Source organism: Acidimicrobiales bacterium, assembly GCA_016716005.1.
Classification (GTDB): Bacteria; Actinomycetota; Acidimicrobiia; order Acidimicrobiales; family JADJXE01; genus JADJXE01.
The window spans coordinates 341,101-365,384 of record JADJXE010000001.1 but is presented as its reverse complement, the minus strand read 5'-3'; the positions used below and the strand labels follow the sequence as shown (position 1 = coordinate 365,384).

General features: G+C 75.2%; 23 protein-coding genes and 1 pseudogene. 21 read left to right on the top strand and 3 right to left on the bottom strand.

The genetic code is table 11. The annotated features are described in order from the left end of the window. Positions 1-26: 26 nt before the first annotated feature. From recN to IPM45_01790, 12 genes and pseudogenes are all read left to right on the top strand, one after another. Entirely contained in the window at positions 27-1,658 is a 1,632-nt protein-coding gene (gene recN / locus IPM45_01845) for a DNA repair protein RecN (protein MBK9178312.1), read from the top strand. After that, on the top strand, positions 1,658-2,794 hold the full coding sequence (locus tag IPM45_01840) for a hypothetical protein (protein ID MBK9178311.1): 1,137 nt from the start codon (positions 1,658-1,660) through the stop codon (positions 2,792-2,794). The genes recN and IPM45_01840 overlap by 1 nt, the downstream gene beginning before the upstream one ends. Before the next feature lie 7 nt (positions 2,795-2,801). Beyond that, positions 2,802-3,890 (top strand): copper transporter, encoded by a 1,089-nt coding sequence (locus tag IPM45_01835; GenBank protein ID MBK9178310.1) that lies wholly within the window; start codon positions 2,802-2,804, stop codon positions 3,888-3,890. 47 nt (positions 3,891-3,937) lie between these two features. Next, a complete protein-coding gene (gene murJ / locus IPM45_01830; protein ID MBK9178309.1) occupies positions 3,938-5,500 on the top strand; it encodes a murein biosynthesis integral membrane protein MurJ in 1,563 nt (520 codons plus the stop codon). After that, positions 5,490-6,593: a glycosyltransferase gene (locus IPM45_01825; protein MBK9178308.1), complete on the top strand. Its 1,104-nt coding sequence runs from the start codon at positions 5,490-5,492 to the stop codon at positions 6,591-6,593. The genes murJ and IPM45_01825 overlap by 11 nt, the downstream gene beginning before the upstream one ends. Continuing rightward, complete coding sequence (locus IPM45_01820; protein ID MBK9178307.1) at positions 6,590-8,863, top strand: hypothetical protein; 2,274 nt, start codon at positions 6,590-6,592, stop codon at positions 8,861-8,863. The genes IPM45_01825 and IPM45_01820 overlap by 4 nt, the downstream gene beginning before the upstream one ends. Then, positions 8,860-9,699 carry a hypothetical protein gene (locus IPM45_01815; GenBank protein ID MBK9178306.1) on the top strand — a complete coding sequence of 280 codons (840 nt, stop codon included), beginning with the start codon at positions 8,860-8,862 and terminating at the stop codon, positions 9,697-9,699. The genes IPM45_01820 and IPM45_01815 overlap by 4 nt, the downstream gene beginning before the upstream one ends. 128 nt (positions 9,700-9,827) lie before the next feature. Beyond that, positions 9,828-11,475 (top strand): annotated as a pseudogene (locus tag IPM45_01810) (CTP synthase). 6 nt (positions 11,476-11,481) lie between these two features. Then, on the top strand, positions 11,482-12,039 hold the full coding sequence (locus IPM45_01805) for an NUDIX hydrolase (protein ID MBK9178305.1): 558 nt from the start codon (positions 11,482-11,484) through the stop codon (positions 12,037-12,039). Next, positions 12,036-13,004, top strand: coding sequence for a site-specific tyrosine recombinase XerD (gene xerD / locus IPM45_01800; GenBank protein ID MBK9178304.1), 969 nt, complete (start codon positions 12,036-12,038; stop codon positions 13,002-13,004). Before IPM45_01805 ends, xerD begins: the two co-directional genes overlap by 4 nt. 42 nt (positions 13,005-13,046) lie before the next feature. Beyond that, entirely contained in the window at positions 13,047-13,382 is a 336-nt protein-coding gene (locus IPM45_01795; protein MBK9178303.1) for a TraR/DksA C4-type zinc finger protein, read from the top strand. Between the two features lie 10 nt (positions 13,383-13,392). Further along, positions 13,393-13,911: a hypothetical protein gene (locus IPM45_01790; protein ID MBK9178302.1), complete on the top strand. Its 519-nt coding sequence runs from the start codon at positions 13,393-13,395 to the stop codon at positions 13,909-13,911. 60 nt (positions 13,912-13,971) lie between these two features. On the opposite strand, the gene trpS is transcribed toward IPM45_01790, so the two are convergent. Further along, positions 13,972-14,967: a tryptophan--tRNA ligase gene (gene trpS / locus IPM45_01785; protein ID MBK9178301.1), complete on the bottom strand. Its 996-nt coding sequence runs from the start codon at positions 14,965-14,967 to the stop codon at positions 13,972-13,974. 91 nt (positions 14,968-15,058) lie between these two features. Between trpS and IPM45_01780 the strand changes: the two genes are divergently transcribed. The 8 genes from IPM45_01780 to IPM45_01745 are packed head-to-tail and all read left to right on the top strand — an operon-like array spanning position 15,059 to position 21,327. Next, entirely contained in the window at positions 15,059-15,853 is a 795-nt protein-coding gene (locus IPM45_01780; GenBank protein ID MBK9178300.1) for a segregation/condensation protein A, read from the top strand. Continuing rightward, on the top strand, positions 15,813-16,517 hold the full coding sequence (scpB, locus tag IPM45_01775) for an SMC-Scp complex subunit ScpB (protein MBK9178299.1): 705 nt from the start codon (positions 15,813-15,815) through the stop codon (positions 16,515-16,517). Before IPM45_01780 ends, scpB begins: the two co-directional genes overlap by 41 nt. 2 nt (positions 16,518-16,519) lie before the next feature. Further along, positions 16,520-17,287 carry an rRNA pseudouridine synthase gene (locus IPM45_01770; GenBank protein MBK9178298.1) on the top strand — a complete coding sequence of 256 codons (768 nt, stop codon included), beginning with the start codon at positions 16,520-16,522 and terminating at the stop codon, positions 17,285-17,287. An 11-nt stretch (positions 17,288-17,298) separates the two neighbouring features. Next, positions 17,299-17,667, top strand: coding sequence for a chorismate mutase (gene aroH / locus IPM45_01765; protein ID MBK9178297.1), 369 nt, complete (start codon positions 17,299-17,301; stop codon positions 17,665-17,667). Beyond that, entirely contained in the window at positions 17,651-18,724 is a 1,074-nt protein-coding gene (locus IPM45_01760; GenBank protein ID MBK9178296.1) for a prephenate dehydrogenase/arogenate dehydrogenase family protein, read from the top strand. Before aroH ends, IPM45_01760 begins: the two co-directional genes overlap by 17 nt. Before the next feature lie 11 nt (positions 18,725-18,735). Then, the gene (gene aroA, locus IPM45_01755; protein MBK9178295.1) at positions 18,736-20,010 is read left to right on the top strand and encodes a 3-phosphoshikimate 1-carboxyvinyltransferase; all 1,275 of its coding nucleotides are present in this window, start codon (positions 18,736-18,738) and stop codon (positions 20,008-20,010) included. Between the two features lie 13 nt (positions 20,011-20,023). Next, complete coding sequence (locus tag IPM45_01750) at positions 20,024-20,656, top strand: (d)CMP kinase (GenBank protein MBK9178294.1); 633 nt, start codon at positions 20,024-20,026, stop codon at positions 20,654-20,656. Beyond that, entirely contained in the window at positions 20,653-21,327 is a 675-nt protein-coding gene (locus IPM45_01745; GenBank protein MBK9178293.1) for a 1-acyl-sn-glycerol-3-phosphate acyltransferase, read from the top strand. Before IPM45_01750 ends, IPM45_01745 begins: the two co-directional genes overlap by 4 nt. Positions 21,328-21,355: 28 nt before the next feature. On the opposite strand, the gene IPM45_01740 is transcribed toward IPM45_01745, so the two are convergent. Further along, on the bottom strand, positions 21,356-21,760 hold the full coding sequence (locus IPM45_01740; GenBank protein ID MBK9178292.1) for a hypothetical protein: 405 nt from the start codon (positions 21,758-21,760) through the stop codon (positions 21,356-21,358). 58 nt (positions 21,761-21,818) lie between these two features. Further along, positions 21,819-22,853, bottom strand: a complete 1,035-nt coding sequence (gene ispH, locus IPM45_01735; GenBank protein MBK9178291.1) for a 4-hydroxy-3-methylbut-2-enyl diphosphate reductase — start codon at positions 22,851-22,853, stop codon at positions 21,819-21,821. 39 nt (positions 22,854-22,892) lie between these two features. Here ispH and IPM45_01730 point away from each other — a divergent pair, with 39 nt between their 5' ends. After that, positions 22,893-24,284 (top strand): DUF512 domain-containing protein, encoded by a 1,392-nt coding sequence (locus IPM45_01730; protein ID MBK9178290.1) that lies wholly within the window; start codon positions 22,893-22,895, stop codon positions 24,282-24,284.

The window sequence follows — 24,284 nt, the reverse complement described above, 5'->3', positions numbered from 1 at the left end:
GGCGCGGGTCGGCCGCTGAGGACGCCGTGCTCGTCGAGCTGGCCGTGCACGACCTAGGGGTGATCGACGACCTCTCGCTCGTGCTCGGCGGGGGCATGACCGCGCTCACCGGTGAGACCGGGGCCGGCAAGACCCTGGTGGTCGAGGCCATCGAGCTGCTCGTCGGGGGACGGGCCGACCCGGTCCTCGTCCGCCCGGGGGCCGCCGAGGCGCGTGTGGAGGGCCGCTTCGTCGTCGACAGCCAGGAGCTGGTGCTGGCGCGGGTGGTCCCCAGGGACGGCCGGTCCCGTGCCTACATCGACGGGCGGATGGCCACCGCGGCCAGCCTGGCCGAGCTGGGTCGTCTGCTGGTCGACCTGCACGGCCAGCACACCCACCAGTCCCTCCTGGCCCCGGCCGTGCAGCGGGACGCCCTCGATCGCTTCGGAGGGGTCGACCTGGTGCCGCTGCTCGAGGCGCGGCGGCGCCTCCTCGAGCTCGCGTCCGCCCTGGCGGCCCTCGGTGGTGACGCGCGCGCCCGCGCCCGCGAGGCCGACCTGCTGCGCTTCCAGCTCGACGAGCTGGCCGCGGCAGGCCTCGACGACCCGGACGAGGACGCGGCGCTGGAGGCCGAGGAGGAGTGCCTCGCCCACGCCCAGGAGCACATCGATGCCGCCGGCCGGGCTCACGCCGCCCTCGTCGACGACGGCGGCGGGATCGACGCCGTCGGCACGGCCCTGGCCACCATCGCCGGACGATCCCCGTTCTCGGCGCTGGAGGCCCGTCTCCGGGCGGTGGCCGCCGAGATCGCCGAGGCCGCGGTCGACCTCCGGACCGCCGGGGAGGGCATCGACGACGACCCCGAGCGCCTCGATCAGGTCCGCCGCCGACGCCGGCTGCTGCATGACCTCTGCCGGAAGTACGGCGACGACCTGGGTGCGGTGCTCGCCTACCGCGACGAGGCCGGTCGCCGACTCGCCGTCCTCCTGGCGCACGACGAGCAGGTGGCCGGCCTCGAACGGGAGCGCGCCGGCGTGGAGCAGGCCGAGCAGGTCGCGGCCGCGTCCGTCGGGGTGGCGCGGCGGGCGGCCGCCCCGGCGCTGGCCGCCGCCGTCGGCGCCCACCTGGTGGAGCTGGCGCTGCCCAAGGCCCGCCTCCATGTGCAGGTGGCGGGGCCCGACCCCGGCGACGACGTGACGTTCCTCCTGGCCGCCAACCCGGGCGAGCCCCTCCTGCCGCTGGCGCGGGTGGCGTCGGGCGGGGAGCTGGCCCGGGCCATGCTGGCCCTGCGGCTGGTGCTGAGCGAGGCCCCGCCGACGCTGGTGTTCGACGAGGTCGACGCGGGTGTGGGCGGCCAGGCCGCGCTCGCCGTGGGTCGGGCGCTGGCGGTGGTGGCCGAGGAGCATCAGGTGCTGGTCGTGACCCACCTGCCGCAGGTGGCCGCCTTCGCCGACGAGCAGATCGGCCTGCACAAGCAGGAGGAGGGGGGCCGGGCCGTGACCAGGGCGCACCGCCTCGGCCCCGAGGAGCGCGTGGTCGAGCTGTCACGGATGCTGTCCGGGCTGCCCGACAGCGGGACGGGGCGCGACCACGCCGAGGAGCTGCTGGCCGAGGCGCGCCAGCGCCGGAGCGGCCGGGTCGCGGACCCGCGCACCGGGCGGCGGGGGGCCCGGCGCTGATGGCGCTGCGCGAGCGGGGCGCTGGCCTCGTCACCGGACCGGCACGGGTCGATCGGCGCACCAAGGACCTGGTGAAGCGCCTGCAACCCGGCGACGTGGCGGTGATCGACCACCAGGACCTCGACCGCGTCGCGGCCGAGGGCCTGATCGCGGCGGGTGCGGCCGCCGTCGTCAACGTGGCCGCGTCGGTGTCGGGTCGCTATCCCAACCCGGGGCCCCTGCTGCTGGTCCAAGCGGGCGTGGTCGTCGTGGACGAGGTGGGGGTCGGGGTCTTCGACGCCGTCACCGAGGGCGTGGCGGTCACCGTCGACGGGGCCGACGTGGTGGTGGGTGGGCAGGTGGTCGCCTCGGGTGTGCGCCAGGACGTGGCGTCGGTGGAGGCGAGGATCGACCTGGCGCGCGACAACCTGGGTGCCGAGCTGGAGCGGTTCGCGGCCAACACCCTCGAGTACGTCCGCCGGGAGAGCCACCTGGCGACGGACGACGTCACCGTCCCCGACGTCGGGATCGACTTCCGGGACCGGCAGGCGCTCATCGTGGTGCGCGGCCACGACTACCGGGAGGACCTGGGCGCCCTCCGGCGGGGGGGCTACCTCCACGACCTCCGCCCGGTGCTCATCGGGGTCGACGGCGGCGCCGACGCGCTCCTCGAGCTGGGGGAGCGACCCGACGTGATCATCGGCGACTTCGACTCCGTCTCCGAGCCGGCCCTGCGCTGCGGGGCCCGCCTGGTGGTCCACGCGTACCCGGGTGGCAGGGCCCCGGGCGCCGAGCGGCTGGAGGCGCTCGGCCTTCCGTACCAGGTGTTCGAGGCGGCCGGCACCAGCGAGGACATCGCCATGCTGCTGGCCTACGAGCGGGGAGCCGAGCTCATCGTGGCGGTCGGGACCCACTCCTCGATGGTCGACTTCCTCGACAAGGGCCGCGCCGGCATGGCGTCGACGTTCCTCGTCCGGCTGAAGGTCGGGCCGATCCTCGTGGACGCCAAGGGCGTGAACCGGCTCTACCAGGGGCGGATCCGCAAGCGCGACCTCACCCTGCTGGTGGTGTCGGCCCTGTTCACCCTGGTCGTCATCACCATCGTCAGCGAGCCCCTCCGGCTGTTCGTCCGCAGCCTGTGGCTCACGTTCCGGTAGGCAGCCCGTGGTCAACCTGCGGTATCACATCGTCAGCATCGTGGCCGTCTTCCTCGCCCTCGGGATCGGGGTGACGGTGGGGTCGACCATCGTAGACCGTGCCATCGTCGGTGCCCTGGAGGATCGCCTCGACTCCCTCGAGGGGCGCCTCGAGGACACCCAGGCCGAGAACGACCGCCTCCGCGGCGAGGTCGATCGGCTCGAGGCCGAGCGCGACGCCCTGGCCGACGAGGGCTCGCTGCTGCTGGCGGGCCGCCTGGCCGACGTACCGCTGCTCGTCCTGAGCATGCAGGGGGTCGCCCAGGAGCCCGTCGACGAGCTGGCCGTCTCGTTGGGCTCGGCCGGCGCCCGGTACCAGGGAGCGCTCCGGTTCACCGAGCGGCTCGCGCTGGCCGACCCCGACGACGTGGCCGAGCTGGCCGCCATCGTGGGCACGCCGAGCACCGATCCCCGCCGGGTGCGCGACGTCCTGGCGGCGCGCCTCGGCACGGCCCTCCTGGCCACGGCCAGCGCCGATGTCGATGCCGGTGCCGGTGCCGGTGCCGGTGTGCCGTCGGAGCCCGCCCCGGGCCCGGAGGCGACGGCGGGCACCTCACCCGAACCGGCCCCGGGCACCACCGGCGCGCCCACCACGTCCGTCCCGCCGGCCGACGGCACGTCCTCTGCCGGCACCCTGCTGCGGGAGCTGCTCGACGCTGGCTTCCTCGACGGCGAGCTGGTGGCGCCGGAGGGGGCGGACCCCGCCTCGGTGCCGCTGCCCGGCACCCGCGTGGTGCTGGTGTCCGGCGCGGGGGCCGTGCTGCCCGACGGCGACCTGATGGATCCGCTCGTGCGGGTGCTCGCCACCGCCGACCCGGCGCCCGCGGTCGCGGCCGAGTCCTCGGAACCGAGCGAGGACGGTCCCGTCGACGTCTTCGTGTCGTGGATCCGGAGCGACGAGGCCCTGGCCCGGCGGGTGTCCACCGTGGACGATCTCCAGCGCTTCGCGGGCCAGGCCGCGGTGGTGATCGCCCTCGAGCAGCTGCCCGACGGGGTGGTCGGCCAGTACGGGACCGCCGGCGACGCCCAACGCCTCCTTCCTGCACCGCTCCCGTGACCGCTGCCGCGTCGCGGGGTCGGAGCCTGGTCCGGGCGACGGCGAGCATGTCCGCGCTCACCGCCCTGTCGCGGGTCACCGGGTTCGTGCGCATCCTGGTGGTGGCGGCGGTGCTGGGCACGACGTACCTGGGCAACACCTACCAGTCGGCCAACAGCGTCCCGAACCTGCTGTTCGAGCTGTTCGCGGCGGGCGCCCTCCAGGCGGTGCTGGTCCCGACGCTGGTGCACCTGCTCGACCGGCACCTGCGGGGGGAGGCCGAGCACGTGGCCGGATCGGTGCTCGGCCTGCTGGGCCTGGTGCTGGCCGCCGTGGCCGCCCTCGGCATGCTGGCCGCGCCGTGGATCATGGAGGTGCTGGTGTCGGGGGTCGACGACCCCGCGATCCGCGAGGCGCAGGTGCGTCTCGGCACGTTCTTCCTGTGGTTCTTCCTCCCCCAGGTGGTGCTCTACGCGGCCGGGCTCGTGGCCACCGGCGTGCTGAACGCCGAGAGCCGCTTCGCACTGCCCGTGTTCGCACCGGTGGTGAACAACGTCATCGTCATCGCCACGTACCTCGCGTTCTGGTGGATGCGCGACGGCGCCGCACCCTCGCTCGACATCACCCTCGCCCAGAAGCTCGTGCTCGCGGGTGGCACCACGCTCGGGGTGGTCGGGATGACGGCCGTGCCGGTGCTGGGGGTGATGCGCACCGGGTTCTCGCTCCGGCCCCGATTCGACCACCGCCATCCCCTCGTGCGGCTGCTCGGGCGCCAGGGGGCCTGGGCGGCGCTGTTCCTCGCCCTCACCCAGGTGCTCCTGCTCGTGGTGCTGATCCTCGCCAACGGCGTGGAGGGAGGGGTGGTGGCCTACCAGGTGGCCTTCACCTTCTTCCTGCTGCCCGTCGCGCTCTTCGCGGTGCCCGTGTACACCACGCTGTTCCCGCGGCTGTCCCGGGAGGCGAGGGACGGCGACTGGCCCGCGTACGCGGGCTCCGTGCAGCACGGCGTGAACGCCATCGGGTGGTACCTGCTGCCCGCCACCGGCCTGCTCGCGGCACTGGCCCTGCCGGTGGCCAGGCTGACTCTGTTCGGGGCGGCCGCCGGGGCCGGAACCGAGCAGGTCGCCGCGGCGCTCCGGTGGTTCGCGCCGGGCCTGCTCGGCTACGGCGTCGTCCTGCTGCTCACGCGTGCCTTCTACGCCGACGGCGACGCCCGGCTCCCGGCACTCGTGAACGTGGGTGTGGTGGCGGCCGGCGCGACCCTCATGGTGCTGGCCGCCGTGGCGCTCGACCCGGCCGACCGCGTCGCCGGCCTGGCCGCAGCGCACTCGGCCGCGTACCTCGCCGGCGCCGTCGCCCTGTTCTCCCTGATGGTGCGGCGCCTGCCTGCCGGGGCGCGCCCGCATCCCGCCACGGGGCTCCTGCGATCGCTCCTGGCGGCCGCGGTCGCCACGGCGGCGGCGGCCCTCGTCGACCGAGCCGTGGGAGGCGTCAGCCGGTGGGACGCTCTGGTGACCGTGGCGCTGGGAGCCTCGATCGCCCTGGCGCTCTACCTGGCGATCCAGCGGCTGACCGGCGGTCCCGGCCCGGTGGCGGTGCTGGCGGCGCCGGAGGTGGCCCATGGCCCCTGAGCGGACGGGCCGGGTGCTCCAGCTGCTCGGACCCTCGACCGGCGGCATCCGGCGCCACGTGGTCACCCTCACCGCCGAGCTGCGCCGCCGCGGCTGGGAGGTGGCGGTGGCCGGGCCGGCCGGGGTGCTCGACGGGGTGGGCGAGCTCGACGCGGTCGTCGACGTACCCGCGGGCAGCTCGGCGGTCCAGGCCCTCCGGGCCCGCCGGCAGCTCGCGCCGCTCCTCAGGGGTGCCGACCTGGTGCACGCCCACGGCCTCAAGGCCGGGTGGGTGGCGGGCAGCCTGCGCTCGCGCCCACCGCTGGTCGTCACCGTGCACAACCTGGTGCTCGACGAGGCCGCGGGGCCGGCGGCGCCGGTGCTGCGGGTCATGGAGGGGATGCTGCCGGGCCGTGCCGACGCCGTGATCGCGGTGTCCCCCGGCATCGCCGAGCGGTTCGCCGGGTCGCGGGCGGCCGGGCGGATCACGGTCGTGCCCCCGGTCGGCCCCGGCCCGCAGCCGACCCACACCCCGGCGGAGACTCGCCGGGCGCTGGGCGTCGACCCCGCGGCGCCGCTGGTGGTCACGGTCGCCAGGCTCCACCCCCAGAAGGGGCTCGACGTGCTGCTCGACGCCACCGCGGCCCTCCGGGAGCGGTTGCCGCTCGTACGGCTGGCCCTGGTGGGGCAGGGGCCGCTCGAGCAGGAGCTGCGCGACCGGGCCGTGCGCCTGGGCCTGGGCGGGGTGGTGGTGTTCGCCGGCGCCACGCCGAACGCGGCCGACCAGCTGGCGGCGGCCGACGTGGTGGCCGTGCCGTCGCTGTGGGAGTCGGGCCCCCTGGTCGTGGCCGAGGCGCTGGAGCTCGGCCGGCCGGTGGTCTCCACGCCCGTCGGCTTCGTGCCGGAGCTCGTCGAGGACGGGGTGTCGGGCTGGCTGGTGCCGATCGGCGACGCGCCGGCCCTCGCCGCCGCGCTGCAGGACGCGCTCACGAACCCCTCCGAGGGGGCGCGGCGGGTGGCCGCCGCCCGCACCCGCGCCGCGGACCACCTCGACCGCGGTCGGCTGGTGGACGCGGTGGCGGCCGTGTACCGCGCGACGCTGGGGTGGACATGAGCGCACTGCGGCGGATGGCGGCCCTGGCCGGGATGGTGATGGCACTGGGCGTGCTGGCCGGCGCCGCGCCGGCGGCCGGTGCCACACCCGGCGACGGGGAGCGCTCGGCCGGGCGGGTGCTCGTGGTGAGCCTTCCCCGCGTGACCTGGGCGATGGTGGAGCGGTACCGCCCGCCGGCGTTGCTCGGGTTGCTGGAGCGGAGTGCGGTCGCCTCGCTCAGCGTCCGCACCATCGGGCCCAAGACCTCGCTGGGCGAGGGCTACGCCACCCTGAGCGCCGGCAACCGGGCGGCGGCCGAGCCCGTGCAGGTCGGGCTGGCCGGGGGGCCGTCCGCGCCGTTCGAGGACGGCGACGTGGCCGAGGCCTACGAGCGCCGCACCGGTGCCGTCGCCGACGGTGCGATCCTGTTCCCCGGTATCGCCGAGCTGACGGCGCGCAACGACCGGCTGAGCTACGGGGCCGAGCCCGGCGCGCTGGGCGAGGCCCTCGCCGGGGCCGGCCTGCGGGCCGCAGCCGTCGGCAACGCCGACGTGGTCACGCCGGCGGGCGTCGAGGAGTGGCATCGGGAGGTTGCGCTGGCGGTCGTGGATCGGCGGGGCGCGGCGGCGGGAGGGTCGGTGGATCGCGGCCTCCTCGTGGCCGATCCGGCCGCGCCCTACGGCATCCGCCTCGACGTCGACGCAGCCCTCGCGGCGGCGCGGGACGCGTGGGACGACACCGACCTGCTCGTGCTCGAGGCCAGCGACCTGGAGCGGACGGACACGTACCGGGCCGTGAGCGCACCGGGCGCCCGCGACGCGCTCGAAGCGGCCGCCATGCGCGACTCGGACCGCCTCCTCGCCGGCGCGCTGGAGCTCGTCGACCCGGCGCGCGACGTGGTGATGCTGGTCGGCCCGGCCTCGCCCCGTGCCGAGGAGCAGCTCACGGTGTTCGCCCTCGCGGGCCCCGGCGTCGAGCCCGGGCTGGCCCGCAGCGCCACGACCCGCCGGGGCGGGTACGTGACCCTCCCCGACATCGCGCCCACGGTGCTCGACGCCCTCGGGGTCGACGTCCCCGACGCCATGAACGGCACGGCGGTCACGTCGGCCGGCGGCCGCGCGCCCGACGCGTCGACGGTCGCCGACCTGGTGCGGGCCAACGAGCTGGCGGTGTTCCGCGACCGGGCGGTGGGGCCGGTGACGGTCGTGTTCATCGTGCTCCAAGTGCTCGTCTACCTGGCCGTGATCCTCGCCCTGTTCCGGGGGTGGGTGCGCTGGCGGCCGGCCCTCGCCGTCGCCGCCCTGGCCGTGCTGGCCTTCCCCTCGGTGGCCTTCCTGTCCGGGCTCGTGCCCTACGACCGCCTGGGCGTGGCCGGCTACACGATCGCCGCGCTGGCGGCTGCGTGCGCGCTGGCCGCGGCGTCGCTGCCCCTCGGCCGGGCCGGGCTGCTCGGGCCGCCCCTCGCCCTCACCGGGCTGGTCGTAGTGATCCTGGTCGTCGACGTCGCCACCGGTTCCCGCCTGCAGATCGACACGGTGTTCGGCTACTCACCGATCATCGCCGGTCGCTTCGCCGGCTTCGGCAACCTCGCCTTCGCCCTCCTCGCCATGGCCGCCATCGCCACCGCCACCATGGCGTGGGCGATGCTCGGCCGGGTGGCCCCCGCCCCCGACGGCAGCCCGCCCGCCCGGGACCGCCCCGAGCGGGCCGCCGGGCCGCTCGGGGTCGCGGCGGCGGTGCTCGGCGTCACCCTCGTGGTCGACGGCCTCCCGTGGATGGGGTCCGACGTCGGCGGGGTGCTGGCCACGTTCCCGGCGTTCGTCGCCGTGCTCGCGATCCTCGCGGGGTGGCGCCTCGGCTGGCTCCGGGTCGCGGCGGTGGTGCTGGCCACGGTGCTCACCCTGGGGCTGTTCGCGGCGATCGACCTCGGCCGGCCGACCGACCAGCGGACCCACCTGGGGCGCTTCGTCGAGCGGCTCACCGAGGGCGGCGCCGGCCCGATCCTGCAGCGCAAGCTCGAGGCGAACCTCTCCATCCTCACGTCGTCCGTGTGGGCGTACCTCATCCCCGTGGGCCTGGCCTTCCTGGCCTTCCTCACCTGGCGACCCACGGGCCGGCTCGGCCTGCTCCAGGAGCGCGTCCCCGGGCTGCGGGCCTGCCTGGTGGGTGCCCTGGTGGCGGGGCTGCTGGGCTTCGCGCTGAACGACTCAGGGGTGGCGGTGCCGGCGATGATGCTCGTGGTCCTCCTGCCGTACCTCTCGGTGCTCGCCGTGCGGAGCCTGCCGTCGTGACGACCGTCCTGGCGGGGGTCTCGGCCGCGCTGCTCGCCGCCTTCGGCTGGAGGCTCCTGGGCCCCGCCTTCGAGCAGCCGACGTTCCTGCGCCCGAACGTGCGCGGCAGCCTGGTGCCGGCCGGGGCGGGCGTGCTCGTGGTGCTGGCGGCGCTGGCGGTGGAGGCCGTGCTGGGGTTCTTCGACGCCCTCACCCGGGCCGTCGACCTCGACGGCGGGTTCGGGCGCTGGCTGACCCTGCTGGTGGCCCTGGGCCTCTCGCTGCTCGGGCTGCTCGACGACGTCGCCGGCGGCGCCGACGCGCGGGGCTTCGGTGGTCACCTGCGGGCCCTGGCCCACGGGCACCTCACCACCGGCGCGGTGAAGCTGGTCGGCGGAGCCGCCCTGGCGGTGGTGGCCGTGGCGCCCCTGCGGGAGGGCCAGCCCGGCTGGCTGCTGGTCGACGCCGCCCTGGTGGCCCTGGCCGCCAACCTCGCCAACCTCCTCGATCGGGCGCCGGGGCGGACGACCAAGGTCGCGCTGCTCTGCCTGGTGGTGCTCCTCGCGGTGGCGGGGGCCCAGCCGCAGCTGGCCATGGTCGCGGCCGTGGTGGGTGGCGCGGCCGGGCTCCTGCTGCCCGACCTGCGGGAGCGGCTGATGCTGGGGGACGCCGGAGCCAACCCGGTCGGCGGCGTCCTGGGGCTGGGGGTGGTGCTGGTGGGCTCGCCCGGGGTGCGGCTCGGGGCCCTGGTCGCCGTGGGCGGGCTGAACCTGCTCAGCGAGCGGGTGAGCTTCAGCCGGATCATCGACCGGGTGCCCCCGCTGCGCTTCCTCGACCGCCTGGGCCGCCGGCCCTGACCGGTCGGGGCCGGGCCGGCGGGTCCGGCGGCCGCGGGTCCGCCAGCCGCCGGCCGCGGGTCCGCCAGCCGCCGGCGGTCGCCGCGCTACCCTCCTGCGGTCGGTCGAGCCGCGAGGAGGGCGCCCCTGTGACGAAGCACATCTTCGTGACCGGAGGCGTGGCCAGCTCGCTCGGCAAGGGCCTCACCGCCTCGTCGCTCGGGCGGCTGCTCAAGGCCCGGGGCCTGCGGGTCACCATGCAGAAGCTCGACCCGTACATCAACGTCGACCCGGGCACGATGAACCCGTTCGAGCACGGCGAGGTCTTCGTCACCGACGACGGCGGCGAGACCGACCTCGACCTCGGCCACTACGAGCGGTTCATCGACGAGAGCCTGTCGCGCGACTCCAACGCCACGACCGGCTCGATCTACCAGGCGGTCCTGGCCGCCGAGCGCCGCGGCGACTACCTGGGCAAGACCGTCCAGGTGATCCCCCACATCACCGACGAGATCAAGCGCCGTATCCGGCTGCTCGCCACCGACGACGTCGACGTGGTCATCACCGAGGTCGGCGGCACGGTGGGCGACATCGAGATCCTGCCGTTCCTCGAGGCCATCCGGCAGTTCCGCAAGGATGTGGGGCGCGAGAACGTGTGCTACGTGCACGTCACCCTGGTGCCGTTCATCGGCCCGTCGGGCGAGCAGAAGACCAAGCCCACGCAGCACTCCGTTACCGAGCTGCGCAGCCGCGGCATCCAGCCCGACGCCATCGTGTGCCGGAGCGAGGCGCCCATCTCCGAAGCCCTGAAGCGCAAGATCTCCAACCTGTGCGACGTGCCCCTCGAGGCCGTCGTGAACGCCCCTGACGCCGCGAACCTGTACGAGATCCCCCTGGTGCTCCACGACGAGGGGCTCGACGGCTGCGTCTGCTCGCTGCTCGGGTTCGGCGACCGGGCCGTCGACCTGTCGGCGTGGGAGGGGCTGGTGGCCAGGGTCGAGGCCGCCACCCGCCCGGTGCGCATCGGGCTCATCGGCAAGTACGTCAGCCTCCCCGATGCGTACCTGTCCGTCGTGGAGGCGCTCAAGCACGCCGGGTTCCACCACGGCGCCAAGGTCGAGATCGACTGGATCCAGGCGGAGGACGTCGAGGGGCTGCTGGCCAGCGGGCGCCTGCGCCGACCTCGACGGCATCGTGATCCCGGGCGGGTTCGGCGAGCGGGGGATCGAGGGCAAGATCGCCGCGGCCGGCTACGCCCGCGAGCACGGGGTGCCGTGCCTCGGGCTGTGCCTCGGGATGCAGGTGATGGTCATCGAGTTCGCGCGCAACGTGCTCGGCCTCGCCGGGGCCCACTCGAGCGAGTTCGACCCTCACTCGCCGCACCGGGTGATCGACCTGATGGACAGCCAGCGCAAGGTCGTCGACCTGGGGGGCACCATGCGCCTGGGCGCCTACATCGCCGTGCTCACGGCCGGCTCCCAGGTCGAGCAGGCCTACGGCCAACAGGTGGTCTCGGAGCGCCACCGACACCGCTACGAGTTCAACCCCAAGTACCGGTCGCGCGTCGAGAGCAGCGGGCTGGTGCCGTGCGGCACGTCGCCCGACGGGCGGCTGGTCGAGTTCGTCGAGCTCGTCGGGCACCCGTTCTGGGTCGGGACGCAGGCCCACCCGGAGTTCAAGAGCCGTCCCGACCGCCCGGCACCGCTGTTCCGCGAGCTGCTGGGCGCCGCCCTGGCCCGGGCCGAGGGGCGCAACCCGCACCTGCTCGACCTCGAGGTCGACGTCGCCCGCCGGTAGGCGGTGGTGACCGCCTTCCGCAAGCTGGGCGAGGAGGAGCTCCACCGCGGCCACGTGATCCGCGTCGTCCGCTCCACCTTCGAGGCCCCCGACGGCCAGCGCTTCGAGCGCGACGTGGTGCACACGCCCGGCGCCGTCGGCATCGTGCCGGTGCGGGGCGCCGGCACCGATGCGTCGGTGCTGCTGATCCGCCAGTACCGGCCTGCGATCGAGCGCGAGCTGCTGGAGATCCCCGCCGGCCTGCGAGACGTGGCCGGCGAGCCCCCCGAGCAGACGGCGGCCCGGGAGCTGGTCGAGGAGGTGGGCGTGCGCGCCCGGCGGATCGAGCACCTGTGCTCGTTCTTCAGCTCCGCCGGCTTCACCGACATGGAGGTGCACCTGTACCTCGGGCGCGACCTCGAGCCGGCGACGGCGACGGCCCACGGGCCCGAGGAGCAGCACCTGACGGTCGAGGAGGTCGCCGTGGCCGACGTGCCCGCCCTGCTGGCGGGGGGCGGGCTGCTCGACGCCAAGACGATCATCGGCCTCACCGCCGCGCTCCGGCGCCTGCGCGAGCTGCCGTGAACGACCCGTCCGCCGGCCCGGTCGACCCCGTGGCCGACCCTCGGTCCCTGCCCCTCGAAGCCGAGGAGTACTTGTCGTGGCTGGCGGTGGAGCGGGGGCGCGCCGCCAACACGCTGGCCGCCTACCGGCGCGACCTGCGGGTGTACTGCGTGTTCCTCGCCCGGCGGGGCGTGCCCCTCGCGGGCGTCGACGAGGCCCTGCTCGCGACGTACGTCGCCGAGCTGCGGGCCGCCGGCCGAGCCCCCGCGTCGGTGGCCCGGGCCCTGGTGGCGGTGCGCTCGTTCCACCGCTTCCTGGTCGCCGAGGGGCACCTGGGCACCGATCCGGCCGCCGACCTGGCTGCGCCCCGCGTGCCGCTGGGCCTTCCCAAGGCCCTGTCCGAGGACGAGGTCACGTCGCTGCTGGCAGCGGTGGTGGGCGACGGGCCGACGGCCCGCCGCGACCGGGCCATGCTCGAGGTCCTGTACGCCGGCGGTCTGCGGATCTCCGAGCTGGTGGGGCTCTCGCTCGCCGACGTCGACCTCGGGGCCGGGCTCCTGCGGGTGTTCGGCAAGGGCGCCAAGGAACGCATCGTGCCCATCGGCCGGCCGGCCCGGGCCGCGCTCTCCTCGTGGCTCGGCCCCGGCGGTCGGCCGGTGCTGGTCCCCGCCCGGTGGGCCCGCCGGGGCGACGCCGAGGCGGTGTTCCTCAACACGCGTGGCGGGCGGCTCTCACGGCAGGGCGCCTGGGCGATCGTGCGCCGCTACGGCGACCGCGTGGGCCTGGGCGCCCGCCTCACCCCTCACGTGCTCCGGCACTCGTGTGCGACCCACCTGCTCGACCACGGGGCCGACGTGCGGGCCGTCCAGGAGCTGCTCGGTCACGCGTCCATCACGACGACCCAGGTGTACACGCTCGTCTCGCCCGAGCGGTTGCGCGCCGCGTACGACGCCGCGCACCCACGGGCGCGCCGGCGTGGTGCCTGAAGGTGCGGTCGACAGGGCCGGCGGGTGGGTACCCTTGCCGTGATGGTCACCGAGTCGGTGCTGCAGGCGCTGCGCGCCACGCTGGAGGACGAGCGGGCTGCGCTGGCGCGCCAGCTCGACGCGCTGGGCGAGCCGGGAGCCACGCACGACCTCGACCCGAACTTCGCCGACTCCGGGCAGGTGGCGGCCGAGCAGGGCGAGGCCCGCATGCTCGCCGGGTCGCTGCGGGAGCAGCTGGGTGACGTGGAGCGCGCCCTGCAGGCCATGGCCGACGGCGCGTACGGGCGCTGCGAGCAGTGTGGCCGGGACATCGGCGAGGCCCGCCTCGAGGCCGTGCCCACGGCGCGACGCTGCATCGAGTGCGCCGGCCGACGCTGAGCGGCCCGGCATGGCCGGTGCGGCCCACCTGACCCGCCGCTTCGTCGGCTCGCTGCGCCCGGGCGGCCCCGGCCCGGCCGACCGGGCGTGGGTGGAGGGGCTGCTGTCGCCGGCCGAGGAGCACCTGTGGCGCCGCATGAGCGGCCCCGACCGGCGCCACGCCGTCGCCGTCGCCCACCGGGTGGAGCGGGCGCTCGGCCCCGAGGCGACCGACCCGGTGCTGGTGGCCGCGCTCCTGCACGACGTGGGCAAGGTCGAGTCGAGGCTGGGCACCTACGGCCGCGTGGTCGCCACGCTGTCGGCCCGGGTGGCCGGGCACGGCGCGGCCGAGAGCTGGTCGACCGGACGGGGGTTCACCCGGCGGGTCGGGCTCTACCTGCGCCACGACGAGCTGGGCGGCGACCTGCTGGCCCTGGCGGGCAGCGACCCCCTGGTCGTGGCGTGGGCGCGCGAGCACCACCTGCCGGACGAGCGGTGGAGCGTGCCGCGCCACCTCGGCGAGTCCCTGAAGGCGGCCGACGACGACTGAGGCGAGACGACTGGCGAGACGACTGGCGAGACGACTGAGGCGACCTGTCGCGCCGGCGTGCTAGGAGAACCGGCGGGGGAGGAGGCCGATCGCGGTGCGGGCTCGTTCGAGGGTGGCCGAGGCGATGGCCTGGGCCTTGTCGGCCCCCTGGTTGAGCAGGCGCGCCGTGCCCTCGGGGTCGGCCGCCAGCTCGGCGTAGCGGGCCTGGACGGGGCGGAGCAGCTCCACCACCGCCTCCGCCGTGTCGGACTTGAGCGGCCCGTACTGCTGGTAGCCGGCGGCGGCCTCGTCGACGCTGCGGCCGGTCGCCGCGGCCAGGATCGACAGCAGGTTCGAGACGCCGGGCTTGGCGTCCGGGTCGAACACCACCTCGGACCCGGGGTCGGTGACCGCCCGCTTGATCTTCCTGGCGATCACGTCGGGCGGGTCGAGCAGCAGCACGGTGCCCTGCGGCGACGGCGCCGACTTCGACATCTTGGAGGTGGGTTCCTGCAGGTCCATCACGCGCGCCCCGGCCGGCGGGATGGCGGCCTGGGGCACCACGAACGTGGGCCCGTACCGGGAGTTGAAGCGGGCCGCCACGTCCCGGGTGAGCTCGAGGTGCTGGCGCTGATCGTCGCCCACCGGCACCCGCTCGGCGTCGTAGGCGAGGATGTCCGCGGCCATGAGCGTGGGGTACGTGAGCAGGCCGGCCGACACGAAGTCCTGGCCCTGCTTGGCGGACTTGTCCTTGAACTGGGTCATCCGCCGCAGCTCGCCCACGCTGGCCGTGCACTGGATGAGCCAGGCCAGCTCGGTGTGCTCGGGCACGTGGCTCTGCACGAACAGCGTGCAGACGTCGGGGTCGAGGCCGACCGCCAGCAGCAGCGAGGCGACCTCCAGCGTCTTGGCCCGGAGCTCGGCCGGATCCTGGGGCACGGTGATGGCGTGGAGGTCGACCACGCAGTACAGGGCGTCGAACTCGCGCTGGTCGGCCACCCAGGCGCGCAGGGCTCCCAGGTAGTTGCCCAGGTGGATGTCACCGCTGGGCTGGATGCCGGAGAACACGCGGGTCACGCCGGGTGAGGGTAGCGGCCCCCGCCCTGCCCACCGGCCTGCTCCGGCGGGGGTGCGCGGCCCGGCGGTGACGGCTCGGTACGCTCGACGGGTGGCCTACGAGGTCCAGACGCCCGTGTTCGAGGGGCCCTTCGACCTGCTCCTCCATCTGATCCTGCGCGAGCAGGTGGACCTCTACGAGGTGTCCCTCAGCGCCATCGTCGACGGCTACCTCGCCGAGCTCGACCGGCTCACGTCTGGCGTCGCCAGCCTCGACCTGGAGATCGCCACCGAGTTCCTCCTGATCGCCGCCACCCTGGTCGAGCTGAAGACGCGGCGGCTGCTGCCCGGTCGCGACGACGTCGACCTCGACGAGGAGCTCGCCCTGTGGGAGGAGCGCGACCTGCTCCTGGCCCGGCTGGTCGAGTGCAAGACCTTCAAGGACGCGGCCCGGGCCCTGTCGCGGCTGGCCCACGACGCCAGCCGCTCCGTGGCCCGCACGGCCGGCCTGGAGGAGCGGTTCCTCGGGCTCACGCCCGACCTGCTCGCCGGGGTCACGCCCGAGCGCCTGCGGGCGGCCTTCCTGGCGGCCAGCACGCCGAGGCCGGTGCCGAGGGTCGACCTCGACCACGTGGCACCCATCCGGGCGAGCGTGACCGACGCGGTCGAGGAGCTCGTCGACGAGCTGCCCCGGATCGGCCGGGCCACCTTCCGCGAGCTGACGACCGGGCTCGTCGAGCGGCTCGAGGTGATCGTGCGCTTCCTGGCCGTCCTCGAGCTGTTCAAGCAGGGACTCGTCGAGCTGGACCAGGCCACCACCTTCGCCGAGCTCCACGTGGTGTGGCTGGGGCGCGACGGGCTCGAGGATGCCTCCGTCCTCGCCGCGGTCGACGTGTACGAGGGCTGACGTGGAGGCCGCCCCCCCGCCCGACGCCACCTTCACGCCGGAGCAGCGACGGGCCGTCGAGGCCATCGCGATGGTCGCCGACCAGCCCGTCGACCCCCACCTGCTCGCCCAGCTGCTCGAGCTGGCCCCGGCCCGGGTCGAGCGGCTGTGCGAGGTGCTGGCCGCGGAGTACCGGGCCGAGGGCCGGGGCTTCCAGCTGGTGCGGGTGGCCGGCGGCTACCGGTTCCAGAGCCATCCCGACCAGGCCGCCTACGTCGAGCGCTTCGTGCTCGAGGGCCAGTCGGCCCGGCTGTCGGCGGCGGCCCTGGAGACCCTCGCCATCGTCGCCTACAAGCAGCCGATCTCCCGTGCGCAGGTGGGGGCGATCCGCGGCGTCGACGTGGAGGGCGTGATGCGGACCCTGCAGCAGCGGGGCTACGTGGAGCCCGTCGGCCGTGATCCCGGCCCGGGCCAGGCGGTGCTGTACGGCACCACGACGCTCTTCCTCGAGCGGCTGGGCCTCGACTCGCTCGCCGACCTGCCCCCGCTGGGCGAGTTCGTCCCGGGGGCCGACGTCGTGGAGGCGTTGGAGCACGGGCTGCGCGTGCCGGAGCCGACCGAGCCGGTGCCGGTGGCGGAGCACGAGCCCGAGCCTGGCGCCGACGGCCTCGACGACCCGGCCTGAGGATGGCCGAGGGCCGGCCGGCCGACGGCGAGCGGCTCCAGAAGGTGCTGGCCCGGGCCGGGTTCGGCAGCCGTCGGGTGTGTGACGAGCTCGTGGCCGACGGGCGCGTGACGGTGGACGGCGAGAAGGCCGAGCCGGGCCGGCGCGTCGACCCCGAGCGCGACCGGGTCGCGGTCGACGGGGTCCCGGTCTCGGTGCGGCCCGGTCTCGTCCACTACCTGCTGAACAAGCCGCGGGGGGTGGTCACCACCGCCAGCGACCCGCAGGGTCGCCCGACGGTCCTCGACCTGGTGCCGGCCGAGCCCCGCGTGTTCCCGGTGGGGCGTCTCGACTACGACACCGAGGGCCTGCTGCTGCTCACCAACGACGGCGAGCTGGCCCACCGGCTCACCCATCCCCGCTTCGGCGTGGAGAAGGAGTACCTGGCCGAGGTGGTCGGCCGGCCGTCGGCGGCCGCGCTCCGGGCGCTTCGCCAGGGTGTCGAGCTCGACGACGGTCGGACCGCTCCCGCCCGGGCCTCGCTCGTTGCTCCGAGCCAGCTCCGCATCACGATCCACGAGGGGCGCAACCGCCAGGTCCGCCGGATGTGCGAGGCCGTCGGCCACCCCGTCGTGCGGCTGGTGCGCACCCGCATCGGTCCGATCGCGGAGCGCCGGCTCCGCCCGGGCTCGTGGCGGCTGCTGAGCCACGACGAGGTGCGGGCCCTCGAGCAGGCCGCGGCCGCGCCGGCGGAGGTCCCGGCGCCCGGTCGCGAACCGGGCGGGCGGTAGCATCGCCCACCGTGCCGGCCGTCGTCCGTGCCCTCCGGGGTGCCACCACCGTCGACGAGGACACCGAGGAGCAGATGCACCAGCGGGTGACCGCCCTGCTCGCGGCGCTGTTCGAGCGCAACGGCATCGAGCACGACGACGTTATCAGCGTGGTCCTGACGGCCACCCCCGATCTGCACGCGGCGTTCCCGGCCACGGCGGCCCGCTCCTTCGGCCTGGGCGACGTGCCGCTGCTGTCGGCCCAGGAGGTCGACGTGACCGGTGCCGTGCCCCGGTGCGTGCGGGTGCTGCTCCACCTCTACACCGAGCGGAGCCGGGCCGAGCTCCGCCACGTGTACCTCGAGGGGGCCCGGGGGCTGCGCGATGACCTTCCTGGCTGAGCCCCGCCGGGCGGCCGTCGTCGGGCTCGGCCTGATCGGCGGCTCGGTCGGGCTGGCGCTGCGGGCCCGCGGCTGGCGGGTGGCCGGTCGCGACCGAGATCCCGAGCGCGAGCGCCGGGCCCTGGCCGAGGGGGTGCTCGACGCCATCGGGTCGGATCCGGGGGCCGAGATCACGTTCGTGGCCACGCCGGTGCAAGAGGTGCCGGCGGCGGTGCGTGCCGCCCTGGCCGCGGGCCCCGGCCTGGTCACCGACGTGGGCAGCGTGAAGGCCGGGTTGGTCGAGGCCGTGGGGGATCCCCGGTTCGTGGGCGGCCACCCGATGGCCGGCTCCGAGCAGGAGGGCCTCGACGGGGCCGACCCGACGCTGTTCGAAGGCGCGGTGTGGGTGCTCACGCCCACCGCGACCACGCCCGACGCGACCCTCGCGGCCGTGGGCGCCGTGGTGGCGTCGATGGGTGCGGAGGTGGTGGTGCTGGCGCCGGCCCGTCACGATGCCCTGGTCGCGGTGGTGTCGCACGTCCCCCACCTGACGGCCGCCACCCTCATGGCCTTGGCGGATCAGCGCGCCGAGGAGCATGCCGCCCTGCTGCGGCTGGCGGCCGGGGGGTTCCGCGACATGACCCGGGTGGCGTCGGGCCACCCGGGCATCTGGCCCGACATCTGCGCCGAGAACCGCACGGCCATCGTCGACAGCCTCGACGCCCTGATCGAGGGGCTCGCCGACCTCCGGGACCTCGTCGACAAGGGCGACCGGGCCGGCCTCCTGGCCGTCCTCGAACGGGCCCGGGCCGGCCGGCTGAACCTGCCCGCCCGGGGTGCCCGCCCGCCCGAGCTGGCCGAGGTGCGGGTGCCGGTGCCCGACCGGCCGGGCGTGCTCGCCGAGATCACCACCCTGGCGGCCGAGCTGGCCGCGAACATCTCCGACATGGAGATCGCCCACTCGGCCGAGGGGGACCGCGGCGTGGCGATCCTGCTCGTCGACCAGGCGGCGGCCGAGCGCTTCCGGGGCGGGCTCGTGGCGCGCGGCTACCGCCCCTCGGTCCGGAACCTCGAGTGACCGGCCGGCTGATCGAGCCGCTCTCCGCGCCCCCGCAGGCCACGGTCACCGTGCCCGGGTCGAAGAGCTTCACCAACCGGGCCCTGGTGGTGGCCGCGCTGGCCGACGGCGAGAGCCTGCTGGAGGGCGCGCTGTTCGCCGACGACACCGAGGCCATGCTCGACTGCCTCCGACGTCTGGGCTTCACGGTCGAGGCCGACGCCGGGTCCGCCGCGATCCGCGTGCAGGGGAAGGGCGGGCTGGTGCCTCCGGGTCCGGCCGAGCTAGGGGTGCGCCTGTCGGGGACCACGGCTCGCTTCGTCGCCCCGCTCGCCGCGCTGGGGCTCGGCGCGTACCGCCTGGACGGGCTGCCCCCGATGCGGTCCCGCCCGATGGGGCCCGTCATCGACGCCCTGCGACGGCTCGGGGCGGTGGTCCACGACGACGAGACGCCCGGTCACCTGCCGTTCACGATCGAGGCCGGTGGCCTGCACGGCGGTCCCCTGGAGCTGCCCGGCGACCAGTCGAGCCAGTTCCTGTCGGGGCTCCTGCTGTGCGCGCCGGCGATGCGGCAGGGGCTCCGGGTCGAGCTCACCACCCCGCTCGTGTCCCGGCCCTACGTCGACATCACCGTGGCGACCATGGCCGCGTTCGGGGTGGAGGTGGTGGTCGACGCGCACCACTCCTTCTCGGTGGCTCCCCAGCGCTACCGGGCCCGCTCGTACGGCATCGAGCCCGACGCCTCCGCCGCGTCGTACTTCTTCGCCGCGGCGGCGATCACGGGCGGGCGGATCCGCGTGGAGGGCCTCGGTCGCGGGGCGGTGCAGGGCGACGTGCGCGTCGTCGACGTCCTCGAGGCCATGGGCGCCACCGTGGTCCGTGAGCGTGACGCCATCGAGGTCGTCGGCCCGGCCGTGCTGCAGGGCGTCGACGTCGACCTGGCCGACCTCTCCGACACGGCGCAGACGATCGCGGCGGTGGCGGTGTTCGCGTCGACCCCCACACGGGTCACCGGCATCGGCTTCATCCGGCGCAAGGAGACCGACCGGATCGCCGCGGTGGTGCGCGAGCTGCGCCGGTGCGGCATCGAGGCCGATGAGGAGCCCGACGGCTTCCTCGTGCGGCCGGGCCGGCCCCGCGCCGCCCGGATCGAGACGTACGACGATCACCGCATGGCGATGAGCTTCTCGCTGCTCGGCCTGGTGGTCCCGGGCATCGAGATCCTCGACCCCGGCTGCGTGGCCAAGACCTTCCCCGACTTCTTCGAGCGCCTGGATGGTCTGAGGACCCTCCCCCGGCACCGGTAGGGTTCCGGCCACCATGAGAGTGATCGCGATCGACGGGCCCGCCGGCGCCGGCAAGTCCACCATCGCTCGGGCCCTCGCCGAGCGCCTCGGCCTGGCGTACCTCGACACCGGGGCCATGTACCGAGCCGTCGCCTTCGCCGCCCTCCGCCGGGGCGTCGACCCGGAGGACGGCGAGGTCGTCGCCCGGCTGGTGCGCGACCTCGACCTGGTGGTGGACGACCAGGCGGTGGTCGTCGACGGCGCCGACGCCACCATCGAGATCCGCGGGCCCGAGGTCACGCGGGCGGTGAGCATCGTGGCCGCCAACCCGGCCGTGCGCGACGAGCTGCGCCGCCGACAGGTCGAGTGGGCCGAGGCGCGCGGCGGCGGGGTCATCGAGGGGCGCGACATCGGCTCGGTGGTCTTCCCCGACGCCGAGCTGAAGGTGTACCTGACGGCCAGCACCGACGTGCGGGCGTCGCGCCGGCACAAGGAGGTGTCCGACCTCGCCTACGAGGAGGTGGCGGCCTCCATCGCCGAGCGGGACGCCCGCGACCAGGGGCGCGAGCATGCACCCCTGGTCACGCCGGACGGGGCGGTGGTGGTCGACACCACCGACCGGACCGTCGACGAGATCGTGGGCGAGCTGCTGGGGTGGCTCCGATGAGCAGCGAGCACTCGCACGAGCTCGGGCCGGGCGCCCGGATCCTCTACCGGGTGGTCCGGGGCACGCTGGCCGTGCTGTGCCGGCTGTGGTTCCGGCTGTCGATCGAGGGGCGGGACCGCTTCCCGGCCTCGGGCGCGTTCATCGTGGCCCCGGTGCACCGCTCGAACCTCGACACCTTCGTGGTGGGCGTCGCCTACCCGGGCCGGCTGCGCTACCTGGCCAAGGACAGCCTGTGGAAGCACCCCTGGCTCGGCTGGCTCGTCGGCACCTTCGGCGGGTTCCCGGTGAAGCGCGGCTCGGCCGACCGCGAGGCGCTGCGGACCTCGATCGAGGTGCTGGAGCGGGGTGAGCCCCTGGTGGTCTACCCGGAGGGCACCCGCCAGGCGGGGCCGCTCGTGCAGCCCTTCTTCGACGGGGCCGCGTACCTGGCCGGGCGCTGCCGGGTGCCGATCGTGCCGGTGGGGATCGGCGGCTCCGAGCGGGCCATGACCAAGGGCTCGCCGCTGATCCGCCCGGTGAAGATCCACGTGATCGTGGGCGAACCGGTGCCGCCACCCGCACCCGGCCCGAGCGGCCGGGTGCCGCGGCGAGCGGTGCGGGAGCTCAGCGACCGCCTCCACGAGGAGATCCAGGTGCTCTTCGACGTCGCCCGGGTCCGAGCCGGAGACTGAGCGGCACCGGCCCTCGCGGGCCCGGCGGCTACGAGCTCAGCAGGACACCGACGAACAGCGCCGCCAGGCCGCTCAGGGCGGCGAGCGCCCCGGCCACCGCCAGCACCACCCGCGAGCTGGTGAGGGTGTGGATCGCCGCAGCGGCCCCCGAGATCGCCACGACCGCCAGCTTCACCGCCACGGTGGCCTGGTAGGCGGTGCCCACGTCGGCCAGATCGACGGCGGCCAGGCTCCACACGCCGGTGACGAGCAGCAGGGCGAAGGCCGGCCATGCGATCAGGTTGAAGTGCCGAGCCGCGACGCGGGGTGCGTCGGGAGCGGCGGCACGCAGGCCCGGCACCAGGCCGGCCAGGGTGAGCTGGCCACCGACCCACACCGCTGCGCCGAGGATGTGCAGGAACAGCCGGACGGTCGTGAGGTCGGGGCTGAGCACCCCAGGACGGTAGTGGGCCGACGGGGCCGGCCGGGCGGCGGTGAGCCGGGCCCGGGAATCAGCCGTGGAGCACGGCCAGCACGTCGCTGGCCGCAACCCGACGGTCGTCGAGGGCGGGTGCGTCGCCGGCCACCCCTCCCAGCGAGACGGTGGCGGCCAGGCCGATGGCGGCCACCAGGTCGCGCAGCTCGCGCGGCGGGGGGAAGTACTCGTCCTCGTCGGTGACCCGCACCTCCTCGACCCCGTCGACGGGGTCCAGGCGGGCGAGCACCGCGTCGACGATCTCCTCGGGAGCGGAGGCGCCGGCGGTGACGCCGACGACGCCGGACAGGCCCTCGGGGAGCTCGTCGGCGGTGTTGACCCGGAACACCTGCGCGCACCCGTGGTCGCGAGCCAGCTTCTCGAGGGCCCGGGTGTTGGAGGAGTTGGCCGATCCGATCACCACCATGGCGTCGACCAGCGGCGCGATCTCGGCCAGGGCGGCCTGGCGGTTCGTGGTGGCGAAGCACAGGTCGCTGCGGCCGGGGGTCCACAGATCGGGGAACCGGTGGCGGGTGGCCTCGAGCACACCCTGCCAGTCGCGGTGCGAGAGCGTGGTCTGGGCGAGCAGGGCCACCGGCTCGTGCAGGTCGGGCAGGGCCTCGACCTCCTCCACGGTCTCGACCCGGTGGATGGCCCGGGGGGCCACGGCCATGGTGCCGATGGCCTCCTCGTGGCCCTCGTGGCCCACGTAGACGATGCGGTAGCCCTTGGCCGCCCGCACCTTCACCTCGTGGTGCACCTTGGTCACCAGCGGGCAGACGGCGTCGACGACGTAGCCGCCGCCGGCCCGGGCCTCGGCCACGACCTCGGGGGCCGAGCCGTGGGCCGACAGCATGAGCGGCGCCCCGGGGGGCACGTCGGCGACGTCGTCGACGAACACCACCCCGAGCTCGCGGAAGCGGTCGACCACCAACTTGTTGTGGACGATCTCGTGGTAGCAGTACACGGGTGGCTCGAAGGCCCGGACCATCCACCCGAGGGCCTTGATCGCCATCTCCACGCCGGCGCAGAAGCCGCGGGGGGCGGCCAGCAGCACCTTGTCGACGGGCACGGGTCAAGGCTACCCAGGTGCCGGCCGTATCCTGGGTCCATGTCCTCGCCCCGGGTGGTCGCCGTCGCGCCCGCGTCGGCGGCCCAGCGGGCCGGCGTCTCGGTGGGCGACGAGATCCTCGCCATGAACGGGCGGGTCCCGAGGGACGTCATCCAGTACCGCTTGCTGGCCGACGAGGCCGAGGTGGAGCTCGAGGTCGCACGTGGCGGCCTGGAGGTCTCGCTGCGGGTCGAGAAGGCCGAGGGCGAGCCCCTCGGGGTGGAGGTCCACTCGGCGCTGTTCGACCAGGTGCGCACCTGCGACAACCACTGCGAGTTCTGCTTCATCCACCAGCTGCCGCCGGGCCTCCGCGAGAGCCTCTACCTGAAGGACGACGACTACCGCCTGTCGTTCCTGTACGGGAACTTCACGACGCTCACCCGGTTCACCGAGGCCGACCTGGAGCGGGTGGTGACCGAGGGGCTGTCGCCGCTGCACGTGAGCATCCACGCCACCGACCCCGACGTGCGGTCGCGTCTGCTGCGCAACCGGCGGGGCGCCACCAGCCTGCGCTGGCTGCGCGCCCTGCTCGACCACGGGGTGGTGGTGCACGGCCAGGTCGTGGTGTGCCCCGGGGTCAACGACGGCGCCGTGCTCGACGACACCCTCTGCGGCGTGCTCGACGAGTACCCGGAGCTGGCCTCGCTGTGCGTGGTGCCGCTGGGCGTGAGCCGTCTCAACCGCGAGCCGGCGATGCGGCCGCACACGATCCAGGAGGCGGCCGCGGTGGTCGACCTCGTCGAGCGGTGGCAGGCCGAGCTCCTCGCCACCCTCGGGCGCCGCCTGGCCTTCGCGGCCGACGAGTACTACCTGCTGGCCGGTCGCCCGTTCCCACCCCCCGAGGCCTACGAGGGGTTCCCCATGCACGAGGACGGCGTGGGGATGGCCCGCACGTTCGAGCTGGAGTTCACCGGGGCGGTGACGGCGCCGACGGGACCCCAGGCCGGGTTCTTCGCCTGGGTCGACGGGGCTCCGGCCGAGGGATACCGCGCTCCGCGCTCGGCGCCGCAGCCGGCCCCTGCCCGGGTCCCGGTCAGTGTCGGCCGGGTGGTGCTCCGCCCCGGCCGGCGGGCCCCGGTCGGCATCCTCACCGGCACCTACGGTGCGCAGGTGCTCGAACCGCTGGTCGGGACCCTCGGTCGCGACGACGTGCGGGTGGTCGCGGTCCGCAACGACTTCTTCGGCGGCAACACGGGCGTCAGCGGGCTGCTCGTGGGGGAGGACCTGGCCCGAGCCCTCGCCCGCGAGCCGGAGGGGCACCGCTACCTGCTGCCCGACGTGTGCCTGTCGCAGGGCCGCTTCCTCGACGGGCGCACGCCGGCCGACCTGCCACGGCCGGTGGAGATCGTGGCCACCGACGGCGTCGCCCTGCGCGCCGCGCTGGAGGCCTGA

Excerpts from the sequence above, each read along its gene's own strand:
- IPM45_01770 (MBK9178298.1), top strand. The coding sequence starts at position 16,520 with ATGGCCGAGGGCCGGCCGGCCGACGGCGAGCGGCTCCAGAAGGTGCTG.
- IPM45_01795 (MBK9178303.1), top strand. The coding sequence starts at position 13,047 with ATGGTCACCGAGTCGGTGCTGCAGGCGCTGCGCGCCACGCTGGAGGAC.
- IPM45_01760 (MBK9178296.1), top strand. The coding sequence starts at position 17,651 with ATGACCTTCCTGGCTGAGCCCCGCCGGGCGGCCGTCGTCGGGCTCGGC.
- IPM45_01825 (MBK9178308.1), top strand. The coding sequence starts at position 5,490 with ATGGCCCCTGAGCGGACGGGCCGGGTGCTCCAGCTGCTCGGACCCTCG.
- IPM45_01730 (MBK9178290.1), top strand. The coding sequence starts at position 22,893 with ATGTCCTCGCCCCGGGTGGTCGCCGTCGCGCCCGCGTCGGCGGCCCAG.
- IPM45_01745 (MBK9178293.1), top strand. The coding sequence starts at position 20,653 with ATGAGCAGCGAGCACTCGCACGAGCTCGGGCCGGGCGCCCGGATCCTC.
- IPM45_01820 (MBK9178307.1), top strand. The coding sequence starts at position 6,590 with ATGAGCGCACTGCGGCGGATGGCGGCCCTGGCCGGGATGGTGATGGCA.
- murJ (MBK9178309.1), top strand. The coding sequence starts at position 3,938 with ATGTCCGCGCTCACCGCCCTGTCGCGGGTCACCGGGTTCGTGCGCATC.
- IPM45_01750 (MBK9178294.1), top strand. The coding sequence starts at position 20,024 with ATGAGAGTGATCGCGATCGACGGGCCCGCCGGCGCCGGCAAGTCCACC.
- IPM45_01790 (MBK9178302.1), top strand. The coding sequence starts at position 13,393 with ATGGCCGGTGCGGCCCACCTGACCCGCCGCTTCGTCGGCTCGCTGCGC.
- IPM45_01840 (MBK9178311.1), top strand. The coding sequence starts at position 1,658 with ATGGCGCTGCGCGAGCGGGGCGCTGGCCTCGTCACCGGACCGGCACGG.
- scpB (MBK9178299.1), top strand. The coding sequence starts at position 15,813 with ATGCCTCCGTCCTCGCCGCGGTCGACGTGTACGAGGGCTGACGTGGAG.